Origin of the sequence: Rhodoglobus vestalii (assembly GCF_006788895.1) — a bacterium.
Lineage (GTDB): Bacteria > Actinomycetota > Actinomycetes > Actinomycetales > Microbacteriaceae > Rhodoglobus > Rhodoglobus vestalii.
On record NZ_VFRA01000001.1, the window covers coordinates 208231 to 228119 of the forward strand.

The following is a 19889-nucleotide window of genomic DNA, read 5'->3' on the forward strand; positions in this document are numbered from 1 at the left end:
GGCCGGGTGTCAGAGACATAGGATTTGACTCGTGCCAGTAGCCAAAGTTCCCAACGAGGAACGACTGTTTAGCTTGGTTCTTGCCCTGCTGTCTTCTGAGGGTGGCCTGACCAAGAGCGAGATCCTCTCGACAGTGCAGGGGTACCGTCAACGTTTCGTGCATTCTGGCGATAATTCAAACCTCGAACGTCAATTTGAGCGCGATAAGGATGATATCCGCGAGCTCGGTGTACCACTAGAAACAATTGAGTCGCCTGAACAGGCCGGGAACAACCACAATTTGCGTTATCGCATCCCGCGGGCCGACTATGAGCTTCCCGAGGACATCAGCTTCTCAGCCGAGGAATCGACCCTTCTCGGGTTGGCCGCGATGGTGTGGCGCGAGGGTTCGCTCTCTGAGGAGTCTCGTCGTGCGATCGTGAAGCTGCGTTCGTTGGGGATTGCTACCGCCGAGCCAGTTCTGAGCTATGCCCCGCAACTGCGCGTACGCGAGCAGTCATTTGAGCCGCTGCGCTCAGCCCTCGATAAGAGCGTCTACGTCACGTTCGATTATTTGAAGCCGGGGGAGCAGACCTCAACCCCACGCACCGTTGCGCCGCTGGCACTTGTGCAGCATCAAGGCCGTTGGCATCTTTACGCGAAGAATCCCACCGTGGAGCGGTTCACAACGTTCCTACTGCGTCGCATTGTCGGGCCGGTACGGGCGAGCAAGAACCCGTGTAGTGAATCCACGGTGGATGCTGCGGCGCGCGCTTTGGCTGAGCTTGATGAGGTGTGGCAGACCAATGTCGCTATTGTCCGTGTTGAACCCGGCACTGATGCGGCAACCCGTCTGAGCAAACGCCGGGGGACCGCAACTAATCCGTCCACGCAGCTTGAACTACATTTTACCGATTTCAACATCTTTGCTGACGAGCTTGCCAGCTTCGGACCCGAGGTCCTTGTGGTTTCCCCTCCGGCGCTCCGACAGGCCGTTGTTGCCCGTTTGACCAGAACGGCGGCCGACCATGGCTAAGAAAATTCACCCATTGCGGGCACAAGACAAGCTGGTCTATTTACTCGCCCTCGTTCCCTATTTGATGGATCGTGACCGTGTCAGCGTGGCTGAAGCGGCTGCTCATTTTGGTGTTCCTGAGCAGCAGATCCGGGATGCCGTGCGTCTGATCGCTGTCTCCGGAATCCCCGGTGAAACGGCCACCTATCAAGACAGTGATCTTTTCGATATCGCATGGGATGATTTCGAAGACAATGACCAGATTGTGCTCACCCACATGGTGGCGATTGATGACTCTCCGCGGTTTTCTGCTCGCGAAGCATCCGCTCTGATTGCGGGGCTGCAGTACCTGTCGGGGCTGCCAGAGCATGCTGATCGTGTTGCCATCGCAACGTTAATGTCAAAGCTTTCGCGCGGTGCATCCGCTCAGCCAACCGCAATGGGTGTTGAGTCGAGTGCCCTCGATGAAACTCTGGCGCTAATTCGTGAGTCTGTGGCCGCCGGAACGCAGATCGAGTTCGACTATAGAAATTCGCGAGGCGAGTCTGAACGTCGCCGAATCGACCCGTTACGCGTTGAATCGGTGGACGCGGATTGGTATGTCCGAGGCTGGTGTCACTCTCGCGCAGATGTGCGCACATTCCGACTCGATCGCATCTCGAGCCCCGCTATGACCTCGGAATCAATCACGCACACCGCGGCTGATGTGGACCTCCCCGAGACCCTCTTTGATGAGTCTCCCGAAGACATCGAGGTTACGATCGATGTTGTCGAGAGCGCTATCCCACTGTTGGGAGACTACATAGCCCGCAGTGCTCAACGAGCGGTTGCGGGGGATCGGGTACGAACGACGGTGCGCGTGCCACACTTTCATGGTCTCAAGCGTCTCATTGTGGGACTCCCGGGAGTTGTGACGGTAGTCGCGCCTGCGGAAGCTCGTGACGCGGTAGCACAGTGGGCCCAGTGCGGGGCAGATCGGTATACAGAAACCTCGGAGGGAACGTTGTGATCCAGTGGTGGGGTTGGCTGCTCATTTGGGTTGGTCTCGTGCTCGCTCTGCTGGTCGTGCTTATATTTTTTGCATTCAGACTCTTCCGACAAGCGATCGCGATTATTCACGACCTTTCTGCACTCGCCGACAAGATGACGGCGCTAGACATAGACGGGGCGGCGCCGAGTGCGCCACACAGGGCGGTATTGGCAGAGATGAGTGAAATTCGCGCTCACTACGACGCTCAACAGCGCCGCCGCGCTGGGCTAAAAAACGAGCGTCATGAGCGTCGCATCGCTCGAGCGAAACGAATTATCACGCACGATGCGCACACCGCACAGTGGCCTGAAAGCTGGTCGTAGGTGGGATGGTTGCTCGCAGTTGGTCTCTTGTTTCTCACCCTGCTCTGGGTCGCTACCCGTTTGCGCAGGCGAGCGATACGCACACTTTTGCTCACGACAGGAGCCGAAACTCGGGGAACGAGCACTGTTTATCATCGTGGCCGGCGGAGGCCCCGTATCTCGGTTCGCTACGTCGACAACTCGGGCATCGAGCGCCTTGCGGTGAAAGCTCTTGTCAGTGCCGGAGACGCTGAATTGCTCAAAAAGTGCGCCGTGGTCCTCTATCACCCGAAGCATGCCGATCGTTCAGATTACGTACTCGTGGGTTTTGGCAAACACCCTCACCGCTGGTTCCCTGTTGAGTTCGTGAGCGACCGCCCAGCGAGAAACTAGCTGAAGACTGTCCGGCAATTCAAAGCGAAGCCGGATATGCTTGGTGAACGTGACCTTCGATCTTTAAGGAAGTTTCCATGTTCGGCAACGCTCTCAGTGGTTGGCACCTGATCATTCTCTTGGTTGTCATCCTTCTGCTTTTTGGTGCACCGAAGCTTCCTGGGCTTGCCCGCAGTCTTGGCCAGTCAATGCGCATCTTCCGCAGCGAGGTCAAGACTATGAAAGACGAGAACAGCCCTGACTCCGCAACCAACGACTCGACGGATGCGACGGATGCGACGGGGACGACCGGAACGACAGGCTCAACGGATTCGGCGGATTCGAACAGCACTACGCCTCCTAAGCCCTAACCGGGTATGGCAGTTCGCGCCGAGAGGTGGCGGTCCAAGGGTGACGAGCGGATGTCGCTTGGCGCACATCTAGTAGAGCTAAAGAAGAGACTATTTATTTCGGCGATCGCAATTCTGGTCACGGCGATCGCTGGCTTCATCTTTGCTGATTTCTTCATCAGTGCACTCCGTGCGCCGATTACCAATATTGCGGAGTCAACGGGGCGTGGAGCGGCACTGAATTACGACGCCGTTACTCAGGCATTCGATATTCGAGTGCAGATCGCGTTCACGGTAGCGATCGTTGCGGCAAGTCCGATCTGGCTTTATCAGGTCTGGGCGTTTCTGGTACCGGGGCTCGTGCGCAAAGAAAAGCAGTATGCGGTCGGGTTTCTCGCGACAGCGATTCCGCTTTTTCTGGCGGGCTGTGCCGCGGGCTGGTATGTCATGCCCAACATCATCACTCTGATGCTGGGATTTGCCGGCGATCAGGATCTTTCGAATCTCAACGCAAAATACTACTACGACTTCATCGTGAAACTATTGCTCGCGGTGGGGATCGCCTTCGTTGTTCCCGTGTTTGTCGTTCTGTTGAACCTTGTAGGCGTACTGTCTGCCGAGGCGATTCTCAAGGGCTGGCGAATTGCGATTCTGACGATCACGGTTTTTACTGCGATCGCCACTCCGGCGGCAGACGTGATCTCCATGTTTTTGCTCGCAATCCCGATGATTGTGCTCTATTTCATTGCCGCGCTTATCGCGTGGCTCCACGACCGACGAGCCGCTAAACGCGCTGCGAAGGTTGAGGCCGAGCTGGGCGCTGACGTTTAGGAGGCCCCTGCGAATGCCGTCACCGCTTAGGCTGTACTCAATGACTGATCTGTCTCCCGCTCAACGTTTCGCTGCTGCGAAGAAACGTCGCGGATACCCCGTTCTTGAGGCTTTTCGTGCTAGCCAGCGATTTGATCTTGACGAGTTCCAGATATCGGCTTGTCATGTGGTGGAAGACGACAAGAGTGTCCTCGTTGCAGCGCCGACCGGTGCAGGCAAGACGATCATTGCCGAATTTGCGATCTTCCGCGCCATGCAACTCGCGGGCCCAAAAGTTTTCTATACCGCCCCGATGAAGGCACTCAGCAACCAGAAGTTTCAAGAATTGGTCGCTGAGTATGGTCCTGAAAATGTCGGCTTGCTAACCGGGGATACCAACGTCAATGCGAGCGCGCGAATCGTCGTAATGACGACCGAAGTGCTGCGAAACATGCTGTACGCCTCGTCAGAGTTGTTGCGAAACCTCAGTACGGTCGTCATGGATGAGGTTCACTTCCTGGGCGACCGCTTTCGAGGTGCGGTGTGGGAAGAGGTGATCATCCACCTTCCGGAGGATGTTCGCATGGTCTCTCTCAGCGCGACGGTATCGAACGCGGAGGAGTTTGGCGATTGGCTCCAGGCAGTTCGCGGTGATACTGAAGTGATCGTCTCAGAGGAGCGGCCGGTTCCGCTGGAGCAGCATGTTCTGGTCGCCAGCAAGCTCGTAGACCTTTTTGACTCCTCTGGGCTCGCCGCAACGAACCGGGTGAATCCCGAGCTGGTGCAAATGGCCCGATTCGGTGGTCGAAGCCAGAGCGTTCGCAATCGTAAGAACGGCGCACGCTACGACTCGCGTGGCGGCCGACCTGCCCGCAGCAGAATGGATCGCGCGGACGTCGTCGCGATGCTCAGTTCAAAAAATCTGGTGCCGGCAATTTTCTTCATTTTCAGTCGTATGGGGTGCGATCAGGCAGTAAATCAGGTTCTCCGTGCCGGAGTTCGCCTGACGACGGTGCAGGAGCGTGATGAGATCCGCGAAATCGTGGAAGCGCGTTGTCGCACTCTGCTCGACGAAGACCTTGCCGTCCTAGGGTATTGGGAATGGCTCAGTGGTTTAGAGCGTGGTGTTGCGGCGCATCACGCAGGTCTCCTGCCCGCCTTTAAGGAGGTCGTGGAGGAGCTCTTCCAAAGGAAGCTCGTGAAAGCCGTATTCGCGACGGAAACTCTTGCGCTGGGCATCAATATGCCAGCCCGAACCGTAGTGCTGGAGAAGCTCGAGAAGTTCAATGGTGAAGCACGCGTTCCGATCACGCCGGGGGAGTACACGCAGCTCACTGGGCGTGCGGGTCGCCGAGGTATCGATATCGAGGGTCATTCGGTAATCCAGTGGGTTGATGGCCTCGACCCGCAGGCGGTCGCATCGCTTGCGTCGCGCCGAACATACCCGCTCAATTCAAGCTTTAAGCCGACGTACAATATGGCAGTCAATCTGATCGAACTTTTCGGCAGGGAGCACACGCGTGAAATTTTGGAGTCGAGCTTCGCGCAGTTCCAGGCGGATCGCGCAGTTGTCGACTTGGCGCGCAAAGTGCGTTCTCAGAAGAACTCGCTCGAGGGCTACGAAAAATCGATGCAGTGTCATCTGGGTGACTTTGCGGAGTATTCTCGCATCCGGCGTGAGCTCAATGATCTTGAGAAGAAGTCCCAGCCGAGGAATGACCCGAGTCAGAGGGCTGAGCGTGAGCGTCGCCAGCGCAAGCTTGCAGACCTGCGTCGCCAGATGCGAAAACATGATTGTCATGCCTGCCCAGAACGTGAGTCTCACGCACGCTGGGCTGAGCGCTGGTGGCGTCTCAAGCGAGAGACAGACCAGCTGAGTCGCCAAATTCAGAACCGCACAGGTGCGGTGGCAAAGGTTTTTGATCGAGTGACGGATGTGTTGACTCAACTCAAGTACATCGAGCCGGGCTCGAATGGTGAGATGACACTCAATGAGCACGGCCGAATGCTTCGACGCATCTATGGTGAGCGTGACTTGCTCGTCACCGAGAGCCTTCGTCACGGCTTCTGGAAGGATCTCGATGCGGCGTCATTGGCGGCGATGGCAACGACCCTCGTTTATGAACCGCGTCGCGACGAAGGCGATTCGAGCGAGCGCTATCTCCCGCGCGGGCCGTTCCGCGAAGCATTCGATAAGACCTCCACACTGTGGGCGAAGCTCGATGATCTTGAACGAGACAACCGTCTTCCCGGTAGCCAACCGCTCGCAACCGGGCTTTCACTCTCAATGTACCGCTGGGCAAACGGTGCCAGCCTTGATTCGGTCCTCGATCTCGCTGAAATGGCTGCTGGCGACTTTGTGCGCTCAACGAAGCAAGCCATCGATCTCCTCGACCAGCTATCTGTTGTCGCCGATGGTGATATCGGCCGCACCGCGCGGAAAGCGCTCGATGCCATCCGACGCGGAATCGTCGCATACAGTTCTGTCGCTTAGGCTCGTCAAGTGATGCCCCACAAGCCTGTTGCTGTGCTGCCCCTCTGGGCGGCAATTGCCGTCGCACTTGCTTCGGGGCCGGTGTTGGATGCTGGATTCCCGGACAAAGATGTCTGGCCGCTGACCTTCCTCGGCATTGCTTTGGTACTTGTCGCGGCGCGGGGCCGGAGCGTTGGCGGCGCGCTGCTCGTTGGTTTTCTTGCTGGTGCCGCATTCTATTTCACCCATATTCAGTGGGCTTCGCTCTTCTTGGGGCCGGTCCCGATGTCTGCGCTGTCGATTCTTCAGGCACTGTTCTTCGCTCTGGGAACGCTCGCGATCACTCTTGCCTATCGTTGGTTGCCGCGCGCCTTCGGAGTCGGCTGGGGTTCCACGATCGGGCTGGCATTTGTCGTAGCGGGCCTCTGGACCGCACGAGAAGCCTGGGCAAGCGTGTGGCCCTACGGCGGTTTCGCCTGGGGTCGTGTCGCGCTCTCACAGTCTCAGAGCCCTCTTTCGGAGCTTTTCGCGTGGCTGGGAATTTCGGGCGTCAGCTTCGTGATGGTGCTCGTCGTCGCCCTTGCTCTGGTGGCAATCGAATATTCTTGGTCGCGCTACCGAGAGCTTCCACTCGATGAGCGATCGCAGCATGCATCGCGGGCGCTGCGCACCGCTGTGGTTCCGGTGGCCGTCTTCACCCTCCTCGTCACCGTTCCGGCGTGGAATGTTGTGGCTGACGGCACACTCAGGGTTGGTGCCGTGCAAGGAAATGGCAAAGCAGCCTATTTTGATAAGCGCGATCGTGGTGATCTACTTGACGCTCAACTAACGGCGACGGAACCGCTCTATGGTGAAGATCTTGATCTCGTGGTGTGGCCTGAGGGTGGCACGGACCTTTCACCGTTGAGTAACAGTTTCGCTGCTTCTGCATTTGACTATGTAACGGAGCGTGCGGGGGCACCACTGATCTCTGGTGACATCACCGAACGCGACGGCAATGTCTACAACAGCCAGCTTTTGTGGATGCCGGGGGAGGGAGTGGTCGACATCTACGACAAGCGCCACCCTATTCCGTTTGGCGAATATGTTCCCAATCGCGAATTCTGGGCACAGTTTGCCCCGGACCTCATCGGGCTCATCGCTCGCGACTACAGCATCGGCACCACGGACATGGTCTTCGGTGTAGACGGCGTAACGGTCGGCGTCAATATCTGTTTCGACATCGTGGACGATCAGATACTCACTGAGTCCATCGAGCAGGGCGCACAGATCATCATCGCGTCGTCGAACAACGCAGACTTTGGGCGCACTGACGAGAGCGCTCAGCAATTGGCTATCGCACGGATTCGTGCGCTTGAACTCGGCCGGAGTGTCGTTAACATTTCAACTGTCGGCCTGAGCGCCATCATCACTCCGGACGGGAACACAATCGTCGAGCTGCCCTGGTACACCGCAGCGGCAATGATTGAAGACGTGCCGTTGTCCCGCACGATCACCCCCGCCGTTGTGTGGGGGCGCGAGTTGGAGTGGCTAGTGTCTGGAGTGGGTCTCGGCGCGCTAATCGTGGCAGCGTTAGCCGGTCGGAGAAAACGTGCCTAACGTCGTCGTGGTTGTGCCCACTTACAACGAGATCGAGAACATTGCCGCCATAGTCGGTCGGCTCAGGCAGGCTGTGCCGCGCGCGCATGTGTTGGTCGTCGATGATTCCAGTCCTGATGGCACGGGCGAGCGTGCGGATGAACTTGCGTCAGCAGACCCCGGTGTTTCGGTGCTTCATCGCCCGAAAAAGGACGGCTTGGGCATGGCATATCTCGCCGGTTTTACGCTCGCTCTCGAACGAGGCTACGACTATATCGTCGAGATCGACGCGGATGGGTCGCATGATCCTTCAGATCTTCCCGCCATGATCAAGCTTGCCAAGGCGGGAAACGATCTTGTGATTGGGTCGCGGTGGGTCGATGGCGGATCGGTGAAGAATTGGCCGTGGTTTCGACACAGTGTTTCGCGAGCGGGTAACGCCTACGCACGTGCAATCCTCGGTTCAGGTATCCGAGACCTTACTGCGGGCTACCGAGTCTTCAGGGCTAGCGCACTACGAGAGCTCGGCCTGGAGGGGGTCTCGTCGCAGGGCTACTGCTTCCAAGTGGAGCTGGCCTGGAACTTGGAGCGTGCGGGCTACCGTGTGGTTGAGCATCCGATCACTTTCGTCGAGCGTTCCACAGGCCGTTCAAAAATGCATGCGGGGATTGTTGCGGAGGCACTGCTCAGGGTCACCGGCTGGGGGCTATCGGCGACCCTGAAATCAGTACGTCGTTAGGCGCCGATCTTTTGCTGACCGCGTCGGGCCCGCAAAAAATCAAGTCGCTCCTGAAGAAGTTCTTCTAGTTCGGGGCGCGTGCGTCGTTCGAGAAGCATGTCCCAATGGCTGCGGGGCACCTTCACATCGACTTCATCAAGCTCGACAAGTTCGCCTTCGCTATCGAGGAGAGTTCCTTCCTGACCAGTCTTGGCGTCATGCCACTGCTGAGGAATTTCGGCGTCCGACGAAAACATCACGTCAAACGTGTTGCCGTCTGCTGCCCTATACGTGCTCTTTTTCCGCGGTGAGAACTCGACACCCTCTTCGCTCTGTAGGCTCTGGGTTCCCAGTCTCATGCCGCGCAAGCTGCGATCTGCCATCGTGTGGCCTCCTTCATTTCGCGGTTTCTACAAGTAATAAACCCTCTTGCTGAACGAATGCTTCCAAGCGCGCAGTGTTCACAGCGAGTTGTCAGTCTTTAACAACGATTCCGCTGCTTAGCTGTGGATTTCGCATCACCTGGTCAGGAGCGCGAAGCCACAACTTCGAGGGCTAAGTCTGCTCGATCTGTGACGATTCCGTCGACTCCAAGATCGAGCAATTGACGCATTCGCTGCGGTTCGTTGATCGTCCACACATGCATCTCGAGTCCGAGATTGTGTACACGCTGAATTACCCGTTGAGTGGTCACCCGCAACCCTAGCGCTTTCTCGGGTACTTGAATGGCAACGAGACCGCTGAGTGCTCGACGCATCGCGGGGGATACGCCTGTCTTCGCTCCGAGCAACGCCACCAGAAAACGCCTGGCTGATGCAGAACTCGCGACACCGGGAAGTTCTTGGGCTGTGGCGGCACGGCGTTTTTCGTCAAACGACGTCACCAACACACGTTCCGTAGCCGAAAGATCTCGGATGGAATGAACGGTGGGGGCAACTGCTCCAGCAGATTTCACGTCAATATTGAATCGCGTCTCCGGAAACGCGTCTAAAGCTTCAGACAGCGAGCAGAATCCTTGCCCATCGCCGAGGTTGATTCTCCGCAGCTCGGCCATCGTCAATTGTTCAACCTTGAGATCACGGCCGGCGACGCGCACGAGACTGGGGTCGTGCGCGACGACCGCCACACCGTCAAGGCTTGAGTGCACGTCTGTCTCGATGTACTGAGCCCCAGCAGCTACTGCTGTCGCGAAAGCGAGCATCGTATTTTCCGGTGCCTCCTTTGCAAGCCCCCGGTGCGCGAGCACGCGGGGGTGTGCGGTAGAGAGGTACGAAGAGTTGGCGCTAGCGCCCGGCTGGTCCCTTGCCACTAAAGAATCCTTCACCAATCCCTTTAAGCGCTTCCGTCAGTTCAGACGGGATGATCCACATCTTGTTGGAATCACCGTTGGCAATCTTAGGCAGGGTCTGCAGGTATTGATAAGCAAGCAGCTTCGGGTCTGGATCACCCTCATGGATAGCCGCGAACACTGTCTTGATCGCAGCAGCTTCACCGTCGGCACGAAGTACCGCCGCTTTAGCCTGACCTTCGGCTTCAAGGATCGCCGCCTGGCGCGAACCTTCGGCCTCTAGAATCGCCGCCTGTTTGGTTCCCTCAGCAGTAAGAATCTGCGCGCGACGGTCACGCTCAGCGCGCATCTGCTTTTCCATGGAGTCTTGGATGGAGACGGGCGGGTCGATCGCCTTAAGCTCGACACGTCCCACGCGAATGCCCCACTTACCTGTCGCTTCATCGAGCACTACGCGCAACTGCGTATTGATGTTGTCGCGACTGGTGAGGGCTTCTTCAAGGTTCAATCCGCCGACAACGTTTCGCAATGTTGTTGTGGTCAGCTGTTCTACCGCTCCCAAATAGTTGCCTATTTCGTAGGTTGCCGCTCGGGCATCAGTCACTTGAAAGAAAACTACGGTGTCGATCGATACCACCAGGTTGTCTTCGGTGATGACAGGCTGCGGTGGAAACGAAACAACCTGCTCGCGCAAATCGATGAGTGGGAGCATCCGGTCGATGAAGGGCACGAGAATGTTGAGCCCAGGCTGGAGTGTCTTACGGTACTTGCCGAGGCGCTCGACTACACCGGCGCGTGCCTGCGGAACAATGCGAATCGCGCGGAACAGAGTTGCAACGACGAAGATGGCGAGCACTACAAGGAGTACCACCACGAAAATCTGGCCTATGAAGCCAGCGGGATCAATCACTTTTTTTCCTTTCTCGGCGACGGATTGGTCGCGCGAGGTTTAGTGGTGCGTGGTTTAGTGGTGCGTACCTTGGGAGGTGTCGTTCCGGGGGCTGCGGTCGCCGCGTCGCTTTCTGACAGTGGATCGGGCACCGGTGTGCTGGTTGTGGCTGGCACCACAACGGCGGTGGCGCCTTCGATTGCCGTGACGGAAACCCGTATTCCGAGAGAAATAGTGGATTCGGGGGAGCGGTCATGAATACGAGCCGTCCAGGTTTCACCGTTGTCTAGTTTGACTTCACCCACTCCGTCTACGAAGGCGCCGGTGACTCGTCCGCCGAGGTCATAGAGTGCATCGATATTGCTTTTTGCCGGGTCCGCGCCCTTTTCAAGATTCATCAGAAGCACTGGCCGGAGGGTGAAAATGAGCAGTCCCGATATTGTCGCGGCGAGGGCGATCTGCAGCCACCACGGTCCTCCAAGAAGATTTGTCCCGAGGCCACCGATCAGTGTTCCTGCGGCGATCATGAGGAAGGTGAACTCAAGCGTCAACACTTCGATCACGATGAAGATCACGACAAGAGCAAGCCACAGAATCCACAGGTACTGGGTGAGATCAACGAGCATTATGCCGGCGCCCTTCATCGTTGCGCTGTTCAACAAATCTTCACTCACGACGCTAGCACTTACATCTCTGCGCAGCGTGAGTTCGGCAGCTAAAGTCGTAGCGTGAATAGCGAAACTTTGAACCCACTGACAGCCCACTCACTCGACGGCGCCCGCGCGCTCATAACCGGCTCATCACGGGGGATTGGTGCCGACACGGCCGCCTACTTCGCGCAGGCCGGAGCACGGGTTGCGATCAACTACCGCAATAAGGAGGCACGCGCCCTCAAATTGGTGGCTCAGCTCACTGAGACAGCTGGTTCGGCGATCGCTATTGGTGCTGACCTCACCGATAGCGATTCGGTCGCTGCGCTGTTCGAGACGGTACAAGCTGAATTCGGTGGCCTCGAGATTCTGGTTCTCAACGCATCCGGTGGCATGGAAGGTGGCATGGCTGAGGACTACGCCATGCAGCTCAACCGTGATGCCCAGGTCAATTTTTTGACGGCGATGCTGCCACTGCTGCATGAAGGTTCGCGTGTTGTGTTTGTGACGAGTCACCAAGCCCACTTCATCCGCACCGTTGAGACGATGCCCGAGTACATTCCGGTCGCTCTCAGCAAGCGTGCTGGTGAGGATGCTCTGCGCGAGTTGATCCCGGAGTTAGAAGCTAAGGGCATCAGCTTTGTTGTTGTCTCGGGGGACATGATCGAGGGAACGATCACGGCGACCCTGCTGCAGCGGGCTAACCCCGGTGCAATCGAAGCGCGCAAGGAGGCTGCCGGCCGCCTATATAACGTGGGTGAGTTTGCGGCCGAAGTTGCTTCCGCCGCCGTCGATCCGATCCCCGAGAACAACACCCGCTACGTTGGCGACGTCTCAGACTTTCTCGGCAAATAGCGAGCAGCGGATGCCGGTGAACCGAGCTACCAGCCGTGTGCTGCTGTTCGATCGCGAGCAGCGCTTCCTTCTCTTTCTCACAAAGGCGCCCGATACGAGCGGCGTAGCGCGCTGGTTGACGCCCGGTGGCGGCGTGGATGCGGGGGAGTCGCATCATGCGGCTGCCGTGCGTGAACTTGAGGAAGAGACGGGCCGCGCGCTGGCGGATCTCGGTCAACCTGTGTGGTCACACGACTTCGTGGTTGAGTGGGATGCTGCCGACCATGACACTGGTCACGCCGAGTTCTATACGGCGATAACGGATGCGTTTGAGCCGTCGGACGCACTGTGGACCGACGATGAGCGTGTCGAAGTTCTTGAGCACCGCTGGTGGACACTTGACGAGCTCGCCGCAACCGCCGACCGTTTTGAGCCGACTGAGCTTGGCCGTGTGATTGCCGCGCAGCTCGAGCAGATGAACTAATGACTCGTCCGCTGCCTGACTGTTCAGCAGCTGACCTCTTTCAAACACCATCGAGATATCCGATAATGCACATTATGTCAGCTTGAGGGGGCTGGAGCCTTGGCTCTTGATCGCGCAGAAGGATTCCGCCCTCCTCAGCGCGCTTCATACATATTTCGCAGGACCATCATGGCCTCTGAAACGATCTCGTCATCCGTCAGCGTTTCGAGTTTCTCAGCAACACTCGAAGCGTTGAAGCCGATCAGGATTGGCTCCCCCGTGTATTTAGCGACATTGACCCATTCAGAAAACAGACCTCGCTCGGGGCCAACATAGCCCAGTAGATCCACGGCAGGTTCCCAAAAAATTTCATCAAACTGAAGAACAACCTTGTTGAGCAGTCCCATTCCTAGGCGGTCGATCGCACCCCGTCGTTCCGCGTTTAGCGGCGGTGTGAAGGTGATCGAACCCTCCTTGAGAACACCCAAAGGGACCGTGATGAGAACGACATCGGCTGTAAATGATTTCGTCGCGGTGCTCACCGCAGCAAAACTTGTGGTGGTGTCCACACTGTCGACCGCCACACCAGTCTCGACCGTGAAACCAACGATCAACTCGTCTAGCACCGGAAGGTACCCGTCGGGGAGCAACACATCCCCACCACCGAACGCACTACCCTCGTGTGTGGCCTCAGGCGAGAGCTCGCCAATATCCGCAGCGAATTCGTGTTCGATCGACGTGACCTCCACAAAAGCATCCGGAAAATCGGTTGGGTTGACCCCGTAGCCATACGAATCCCTGACCACACGATTCTCGTAGTCGGTATGCACCCGAGGCGCATCGATGTCGTTCGCGAGGGTCGTAAGCGGGTTGCCGCTTACCCCGTGAATCCACGATGCTCCAAGGTCCACCGGAACCCCCAGGCTGCTGTCAGTCCAGACACGGCCACCCACGCGGTCTCGTGCTTCCAACACCCGCACATCCACCCCTGATACCGCCAACTGGCGAGCAGCAGCCAGACCCGCCGCGCCTGCTCCAACGACAACAGCCGAAGCCGCACCCTGCGCCAGAATCTGAGCAGCAGCGCGCTCCCCCGATAGCAAGGCACCGTGCACTGTTGCAGGGTAATCACGGTCCGTTGCCTCGCCCGCAAAAAATAGCCTGCCACCGGTCGGCGCTGCCAGCAGTTCTCGGTCACTCGGCTGAGCACCACCAGCCAGGAATGAATACGAGCCCCGGGCGAACGGATCTGCTCTCCACCTCGTAATCTGAACACCGATCGGATCGGGCACAACATCAACCATCACGCGCGGCACGGTAGGCCGGGTGGCGGGGTTGCCCCCGGAGCCGCACGCAGTCATGAGCCCTCCCAAGCCAAGAGCGGTCGTTAACGTCAGCACATCTCGACGGGACAAGCTAGGCAGTGAACGATCCCCCGGAGGCATGAGGGAAATTTACCATGCAGTCCTCTCACCTGCCCACTCCCCCTGCAGCATCTCAGTACTTGTAGGACTGCCCACCATCGATTGGCAGGACTACGGCGTTGACGTAACTCGCATCATCGCTCAGGAGGAACGCAACAACCGCAGCGATCCCCGGAGCCTCACCGAACCGCTTGGTGGGGTTTCCCTGAATGAATTGCTCTGCGGCTCCGCGAGGATCCTTAGCGTCGAGCTGCTTCATTGAGTTCTCCACCATGGGAGTCCAAATAGCACCGGGCGCAATCGCGTTGATTCGGATGCCGTGCTCCGCATATTCGATGCCAGAATTTCGGGTCAATCCCACCACGCCATGCTTTGCGGCCGCATATCCTGACTTGTTGCCAATGCCACGGATGCCGCCGACACTGGCCGTGTTCACGACCATGCCTGATCCCTGCTCGCGCATCACTTTCAAAACTTTTTCTAGCCCGAGGAAGACACCGCGCAAGTTGATGGCGACGACCTTGTCGAACTCGTCAGCGGTGAAATCTTCAGTGCGGTTCTGCTTGCCTTCGATGCCAGCATTGTTGAAGAAGCCGTCGATGCGGCCGAACCGTGCAACCGTTTCGGAGATATCGACGAGTGTGAGCTTTGCGCCCTCCCGTGCGAGCCGCACGGCGGCCGCACGGCCGAGGCCGGATCCCCCACCAGCGATGAGAACAACGCGATCTGGGAAGCGATTCATGATTATCCTTTCGAGTAGCTTCGCCGTTCACGAGAATCGTGAACGGCGCTTTAGCCTGAGAGCGAGAATGTGCGACGCACTATGTCGACTCGAAAATCCAGATCCAGTGCGCCAAAATGTCACTCAATCGTTACAATGCGACTGCTCGCTGTGTGGCGGCTCAACGCGTGAGCGTGGAGGCAAGCGTGCTGCCGTGGATTCGGTGTTTCGCCTGGCTCTCCCCCACCAAGACGCGCATTGGGCTGCCCGCTGCCGGAGACGCAGTTATTGAAGCGGTGGTCTGGTGCTCCTACACGCTGGCGTTCTACTCGTCTGAGCAAGTTTTCTTTGGATAGAGCCTATGCACACAGACCAGCCTATTGACACAACCGAATTCGGCGCCTTGAGGCATCTAGTTCAGCCTGTGCGAGAGAAGCTGGCTGCGGCTTCCGTTCGTCGGGATGTTACGCTTTCCAAATGGAAAGCGACGGTAACAAGACTGGCTCGAGATTCGCCAACACACCAACTCCTTCGCCGGAAGATGCGGCTGAGCAACTCAAGGCCCAACACAACGTCCAGGATCAGATGAAGCGCCGCGCACCCTCCCGTGGATCTTCTTGGCTCTCACTGTGGGGTGCTGCGCTCATGTCGAGCTACATCGGCGTATTCCTCGCCACCTTCCCTGCGCTCTCCACTACGGACGACACCACCGACACGTTCAATTTCACACAGACCGGACTGCTTGTATTCCCGGTCTTGCTATACAGCTCACTCGTCGTCGGCGCACGCGAACACTTCAGTATTCGCACGCGTCCGACGCGTAGATCCACGATCGCGTATGCGCTCCTCGTCGCTGCTTTTATTGCTTTATTAGCGTTGCGCATTACGGGTACGCAATACCCCTGGTGGGTAAATCCACTTCTGCCGATCGTGCTGTTCGCCGTGCTCGCCGCCTCCCACATCGCGCGACTCTTGGGCCGTTTGCGCGAAGAGGGAGCAGCCACGACGCCAAGACCCGCCCTGCGCAATTCGGTGCGGTGGAACACTGTGGGAATCGGAGTGGCGAGCGGTGCTCTGGTGTCATCAAGCACGCTCCCAGTTCCTTTTTCGATCGCAACAATCATCGCGATGGTTTGGGTAGTCGTCTCCGTCTTGGGCGCGCAAACTATCTGGGGCTTGACTAGAACAGGATATGAGTGGGGTGCTGCTCAGTGGATAGCCTTTGGACTAACTGTGAGCGCTATGTTTGGAGTCTCGGTTCTTGCACCCCACGTGAACTTTTTGACGATCACGAGCACGATTGCTATCGGCGTCGCAATTTTCCTTCTCATGCTTGCAGCTTCAGTGCTCCCGCCCGGCGGCAAGTCCCGCCCATGATTCATCCACGGCATCAACTCAATGAAGCCTTCTTCACGCCTATTCGCCTGTCATTGATGGCCGCCCTCGGACGAACAAACGAAGTCGATTTCAGTACAGCAAAATCTCTGCTCGAAGTTGGTGACTCCACGCTCAGTAAAGCAATCGCCTATCTCGCAGAATGCGGGTACGTGACCGTCACAAAAAGCTATGCAGCCAGCAGGCCCAAGACCTGGGTCGCTGCGACTGCAGAGGGTTACCGCGCCTATCAGCAGCATTTGCTGGCCCTCCGAGCGATTACCGAAATCCCGCCCGCGGGTACCTAGCTTTCGCTGCGCGAAGCTGCTGGCACGACAACGATGGGGCTCATGGCGTGTGCGACGCACTCGGTGCTTACTGAGCCCAGAATAAGTCCGGCGAACCCACCACGTCCTCGCGAACCGACCACTACCATCAGGGCTCGCTGTGAGCTTGCGATCAACTCCCCTGCGGGTCGTGCCAAAGCCGCGCGAAGGGTGACCTCGACGGTGGGGTGCCTCTCGATGAGACCACGAGTTTCTGCCACTAGATCGCGCCGCACCCGTGCCGTTACTTCATCGAACGACGGTACGTAGCCATGCTCCTCGGTGAATTGGGGTGGGATGCGGTCAAGGTTCCACGTGCGTACGACCTCGACCGACGCACCCAGCTGGGCTGCTGTGCTCAGCGCCCACTCCAGTGCGTCATCCGCATTCGCGGACCCATCGTGCCCGACCACGACAGGGCGGTCGCGCGCCGACTCGAGCAGCCCGGTCTGCCCCGCTTCATTCGCGTAATTCGGGTCACTGTCAGCAGAGTGGATGACTATTACAGGGCAGCGTGAGTGCGACGCACACTGCGAGCTGACGGAGCCCAATAGGAGGCCCGCGAAACCGCCGTGGCCTCGACTCCCAACAATGAGCACGTCGGCTGCGCGACTCTCAGCGATGAGATTGCTGGCAGCGGACCCTTCCCGAACCACCGATTCGTACCAGTTGGGCAGGGTGTCTCCGAAAACCTCCTGAGATGCTTGTCTGAGTTGAGACCTGGTCTCCTCCTCTGGCGACCATGACACCGGCAGCGGGTTATAGGAGATGGGATAGGTCCAGGTGGAAACAGCGCGAAGGCGACCATGCAGTTTGTGTGCATACTCCTTGGCGAACCCCAGTGCTAGCAATGAGGAATTCGATCCGTCGACGCCGACAACGACGAGTGGGCTCCTACGAGCAGTACCGTTCATGCCCTCAGCATAGAGCGGCTGCTGACCGGACACCAATGTTTGAATTCTCGTACCCACTTGACCGACCCCATCAAAGACGATCACCCGCACGATTGGCTACGCTGAGACCATGCCTGCGTGCCCCTGCCAGTCCGGTGAAAGCTACGACGACTGCTGCGGACGTTTTCACCGCGGCGACGCAGCCGCTCCCACCGCTGAACGTCTCATGCGCTCGCGGTATAGCGCCTACTCCGTCGGCGACACCGCGTACCTGCTGAAGACGTGGCATCGGTCAACTCGCCCGCCCGTGCTTGAACTCGATCCGGAGGTGCGCTGGTGCCGGCTAGACATCGTTGCGCACACCGGCGGAAGCATGCTGGATACGCGCGGGACCGTCGAGTTCCGCGCCCATTACCGAAGCGGTGGCATCGCCGATCAGCAACACGAGAACAGCAGTTTCGTCCGGGAGAATGGCTCTTGGCTGTATGTGAACGCGGCCTAAGCAACAGGCCTACGGTCAAAGAATCAGAACCAAGGAGAACCGGTGAAGTAAATACTCTCAATCGGGCAAGCGCTCTCCAAAGCAAACGTGACCCGCCACAGCATCGCCGCCGTCGGCATCACCAACCAGCGCGAGACCGCAATAATCTGGGGTCGTGCCGCCGGTGAGATTCCGCAGCAGTCACGTGTCGGGGGTTCCGAACGCTAGCTCGCCGGAAATCCGCAGCTCCTCTGAGGCCTACGGCACAGTCTCAACTTCGAGTCTGCTGCGAGAAGTTCCCGCCGCCGGAATCCTGGGCGATCAGCAGGCTGCCGCGTTTGGTCAAGCTGCCTTCGAGGTTGGCGAATCGAAAAACACGTACGGCACCGGAAACTTCTGGCAGCATCCGTCGACGACAATGGCGGTGTCTACTTTGTACCCGCGTTCTCCGGGCTCTTTGCCCCCCACTGGCGACCAGATGCCCGTGGAGCCATTCTCGGACTCACCCGTTTCGCCAACAAGGGTCATACTGCTCACGCCACGCTCGAAGCTACTGCCTTCCAGACCAGCGATGTCATCGACGCCGCCAACTCGGATGCCGAAGTAGCGATGACCGAACTTCGCGTCGATGGCGCGATGGTGGTCAATTCTGCGCTCATGCAGTTTCAGGCCGACATCCTCAACCTGCCCGTGGTTCGACCGGTGGGAGCCGCAAATGGAGACCTCAGAGCATGAACGGCTGCTCCGCAATTGGAAGACAGCGATCTCCAAATTCCTCGACTGGGTTGACGACGACACCAACTAACGGTTGGTGGCAGCGACCCACTCATCGAGCTTCGCGCTGGCAGAACCCGAATCAACGAGGTCTTCTGCGCGATCAAGCTGCTCCCGGAGCCGTGCCAGTAGCGGTCGTTGGCTCTGTTCGGGATCTTTCGCGAGGTCAAATGCTGCGAGTCCAGCGGCGGCATTGAGCAACACGACATCGCGTGCGGGAGTTTTTTCTCCGCCGAGGACCGAGCGGATGACCTGTGCGTTGTGTTCGGGGTCTTTGCCCAGCAGCGCCTCAATCGGAGCGCGCGGGATCCCGAGTTCCAGCGGATCAAGGTCATGCTCTGTCACGAAGCCGCGCGACACTTCCCACACGTGACTGTGCCCCGTAGTAGTGAGCTTGTCGATGCCATCGTCGCCGCGGTAAACGAGAGCCGTGGCTCCACGCGTCTGAAATACGCCAACGAGAAGACTGACGCGCTCGCGACTACCGACGCCGACCGCGGACGCCTGAGGACGAGCGGGGTTGCAGAGTGGCCCCAGAATATTGAACAGAGTGGGTATCGCCAGTTCGCGACGTGTCGGCCCCGCGTGCGCAAACCCAGGGTGGAAGAGGGCGGCGTACACGAAAGTGATCCCGACTTCATCCAATACCTCAGCGACACGATCAGGGGTGAGTTCAAGATTCAGGCCAAGTGCACTGAGAACATCGGATGCTCCGCTCTTGCTACTCGCCGCACGATTGCCATGCTTGATCACCGGCACATCGCCCGCCGCAGCAATGATCGACGCAGCGGAAGAGATATTGAGTACTGCGCCGTAGGGGTCACCACCGGTGCCAACAATGTCGAGTGCCATCGGATCGACCGACAACGGCACAGCACTGGCTAGTGCTGCGTCGCGAAAGCCGACAATCTCATCAACTGTTTCACCCTTGATGCGCAGGGCAATAAGCATCCCCGCAAGTTGTGCAGAGGTTGCCTCCCCTTTCATCACAGAATTCATTGCCCATTCGGCTTGGCTGATCGACAAATCGTTTCCGGCGACGAGCGAACTGAGAATATCCTGCCAAGTTGGGTTGACCATAAGGGAAATTCTACCGATGCTGAGCGAATGGCCGGGGATTGAAAAAAGAACCCAAAGATATCGGC

General features: G+C 58.2%; 22 protein-coding genes and 1 pseudogene. 15 read left to right on the forward strand and 8 right to left on the reverse strand.

All coding sequences use genetic code 11. From position 1 onward, the window contains the following. Window positions 1-31 precede the first annotated feature (31 nt). The 8 genes from FB472_RS01005 (at window position 32) to FB472_RS01045 (ending at window position 8648) form a co-directional block, all read left to right on the forward strand. Window positions 32-1015 carry a helix-turn-helix transcriptional regulator gene (locus tag FB472_RS01005; RefSeq protein ID WP_141989273.1) on the forward strand — a complete coding sequence of 328 codons (984 nt, stop codon included), beginning with the start codon at window positions 32-34 and terminating at the stop codon, window positions 1013-1015. Further along, on the forward strand, window positions 1008-2003 hold the full coding sequence (locus tag FB472_RS01010; protein ID WP_141989274.1) for a helix-turn-helix transcriptional regulator: 996 nt from the start codon (window positions 1008-1010) through the stop codon (window positions 2001-2003). Before FB472_RS01005 ends, FB472_RS01010 begins: the two co-directional genes overlap by 8 nt. Beyond that, entirely contained in the window at window positions 2000-2347 is a 348-nt protein-coding gene (locus FB472_RS01015; protein WP_141989275.1) for a hypothetical protein, read from the forward strand. Before FB472_RS01010 ends, FB472_RS01015 begins: the two co-directional genes overlap by 4 nt. A 449-nt stretch (window positions 2348-2796) precedes the next feature. Next, complete coding sequence (gene tatA, locus FB472_RS01025) at window positions 2797-3069, forward strand: Sec-independent protein translocase subunit TatA (protein ID WP_141989277.1); 273 nt, start codon at window positions 2797-2799, stop codon at window positions 3067-3069. Window positions 3070-3120: 51 nt separating this feature from the next. Next, a complete protein-coding gene (gene tatC, locus FB472_RS01030; RefSeq protein ID WP_021810233.1) occupies window positions 3121-3879 on the forward strand; it encodes a twin-arginine translocase subunit TatC in 759 nt (252 codons plus the stop codon). A gap of 40 nt (window positions 3880-3919) precedes the next feature. Then, window positions 3920-6352, forward strand: a complete 2433-nt coding sequence (locus FB472_RS01035; RefSeq protein WP_141989278.1) for a DEAD/DEAH box helicase — start codon at window positions 3920-3922, stop codon at window positions 6350-6352. Window positions 6353-6364: 12 nt separating this feature from the next. Beyond that, window positions 6365-7930, forward strand: a complete 1566-nt coding sequence (gene lnt / locus FB472_RS01040; RefSeq protein ID WP_141991401.1) for an apolipoprotein N-acyltransferase — start codon at window positions 6365-6367, stop codon at window positions 7928-7930. Then, window positions 7923-8648 (forward strand): polyprenol monophosphomannose synthase, encoded by a 726-nt coding sequence (locus FB472_RS01045; RefSeq protein WP_141989279.1) that lies wholly within the window; start codon window positions 7923-7925, stop codon window positions 8646-8648. The genes lnt and FB472_RS01045 overlap by 8 nt, the downstream gene beginning before the upstream one ends. Here FB472_RS01045 and FB472_RS01050 read toward each other — a convergent pair. The 4 genes from FB472_RS01050 to FB472_RS01065 all read right to left on the reverse strand — a co-directional run bounded on the left by FB472_RS01050 (window position 8645) and on the right by FB472_RS01065 (window position 11478). Beyond that, entirely contained in the window at window positions 8645-9010 is a 366-nt protein-coding gene (locus tag FB472_RS01050; protein WP_021810229.1) for an RNA polymerase-binding protein RbpA, read from the reverse strand. The genes FB472_RS01045 and FB472_RS01050 overlap by 4 nt on opposite strands. A gap of 143 nt (window positions 9011-9153) precedes the next feature. Next, window positions 9154-9936 carry a glycerophosphodiester phosphodiesterase family protein gene (locus tag FB472_RS01055; protein WP_141989280.1) on the reverse strand — a complete coding sequence of 261 codons (783 nt, stop codon included), beginning with the start codon at window positions 9934-9936 and terminating at the stop codon, window positions 9154-9156. Continuing rightward, window positions 9911-10825 (reverse strand): SPFH domain-containing protein, encoded by a 915-nt coding sequence (locus FB472_RS01060; RefSeq protein ID WP_141989281.1) that lies wholly within the window; start codon window positions 10823-10825, stop codon window positions 9911-9913. The genes FB472_RS01055 and FB472_RS01060 overlap by 26 nt, the downstream gene beginning before the upstream one ends. Further along, window positions 10822-11478 (reverse strand): NfeD family protein, encoded by a 657-nt coding sequence (locus tag FB472_RS01065; RefSeq protein ID WP_246078002.1) that lies wholly within the window; start codon window positions 11476-11478, stop codon window positions 10822-10824. The genes FB472_RS01060 and FB472_RS01065 overlap by 4 nt, the downstream gene beginning before the upstream one ends. Window positions 11479-11532: 54 nt before the next feature. Here FB472_RS01065 and FB472_RS01070 point away from each other — a divergent pair, with 54 nt between their 5' ends. Continuing rightward, window positions 11533-12309: an SDR family oxidoreductase gene (locus tag FB472_RS01070; protein ID WP_141989282.1), complete on the forward strand. Its 777-nt coding sequence runs from the start codon at window positions 11533-11535 to the stop codon at window positions 12307-12309. Window positions 12310-12319: 10 nt separating this feature from the next. Next, window positions 12320-12772, forward strand: coding sequence for an NUDIX hydrolase (locus FB472_RS01075; RefSeq protein ID WP_141989283.1), 453 nt, complete (start codon window positions 12320-12322; stop codon window positions 12770-12772). 134 nt (window positions 12773-12906) lie between these two features. Here the strand turns inward: FB472_RS01075 and FB472_RS14275 are convergent, their stop codons facing one another. Both FB472_RS14275 and FB472_RS01085 read right to left on the reverse strand, forming a co-directional pair. Further along, the gene (locus FB472_RS14275) at window positions 12907-14112 is read right to left on the reverse strand and encodes an FAD-dependent oxidoreductase (protein WP_246078003.1); all 1206 of its coding nucleotides are present in this window, start codon (window positions 14110-14112) and stop codon (window positions 12907-12909) included. A gap of 136 nt (window positions 14113-14248) precedes the next feature. After that, complete coding sequence (locus FB472_RS01085; RefSeq protein ID WP_141989285.1) at window positions 14249-14917, reverse strand: SDR family oxidoreductase; 669 nt, start codon at window positions 14915-14917, stop codon at window positions 14249-14251. Window positions 14918-15033: 116 nt separating this feature from the next. Here FB472_RS01085 and FB472_RS01090 point away from each other — a divergent pair, with 116 nt between their 5' ends. The 3 genes from FB472_RS01090 (at window position 15034) to FB472_RS01100 (ending at window position 16578) form a co-directional block, all read left to right on the forward strand. Next, window positions 15034-15252, forward strand: a complete 219-nt coding sequence (locus FB472_RS01090) for a hypothetical protein (RefSeq protein ID WP_141989286.1) — start codon at window positions 15034-15036, stop codon at window positions 15250-15252. A gap of 121 nt (window positions 15253-15373) precedes the next feature. After that, window positions 15374-16273: a hypothetical protein gene (locus FB472_RS01095; RefSeq protein ID WP_141989287.1), complete on the forward strand. Its 900-nt coding sequence runs from the start codon at window positions 15374-15376 to the stop codon at window positions 16271-16273. Continuing rightward, complete coding sequence (locus tag FB472_RS01100) at window positions 16270-16578, forward strand: transcriptional regulator (protein WP_141989288.1); 309 nt, start codon at window positions 16270-16272, stop codon at window positions 16576-16578. Before FB472_RS01095 ends, FB472_RS01100 begins: the two co-directional genes overlap by 4 nt. On the opposite strand, the gene FB472_RS01105 is transcribed toward FB472_RS01100, so the two are convergent. After that, a complete protein-coding gene (locus FB472_RS01105; RefSeq protein WP_141989289.1) occupies window positions 16575-17510 on the reverse strand; it encodes a universal stress protein in 936 nt (311 codons plus the stop codon). The two genes, FB472_RS01100 and FB472_RS01105, sit on opposite strands and share 4 nt — an antisense overlap. Before the next feature lie 109 nt (window positions 17511-17619). Between FB472_RS01105 and FB472_RS01110 the strand changes: the two genes are divergently transcribed. Together FB472_RS01110 and FB472_RS01115 are read left to right on the forward strand one after the other, a co-directional pair. After that, window positions 17620-17991 carry a YchJ family protein gene (locus tag FB472_RS01110; protein WP_035898093.1) on the forward strand — a complete coding sequence of 124 codons (372 nt, stop codon included), beginning with the start codon at window positions 17620-17622 and terminating at the stop codon, window positions 17989-17991. 190 nt (window positions 17992-18181) lie between these two features. Then, a pseudogene (locus tag FB472_RS01115) lies at window positions 18182-18775 on the forward strand (FGGY-family carbohydrate kinase); the annotation flags it as partial. Here FB472_RS01115 and trpD read toward each other — a convergent pair. Beyond that, window positions 18772-19824 (reverse strand): anthranilate phosphoribosyltransferase, encoded by a 1053-nt coding sequence (gene trpD, locus FB472_RS01120; RefSeq protein WP_141989290.1) that lies wholly within the window; start codon window positions 19822-19824, stop codon window positions 18772-18774. The pseudogene FB472_RS01115 and the gene trpD overlap by 4 nt on opposite strands. Window positions 19825-19889: the final 65 nt, after the last annotated feature.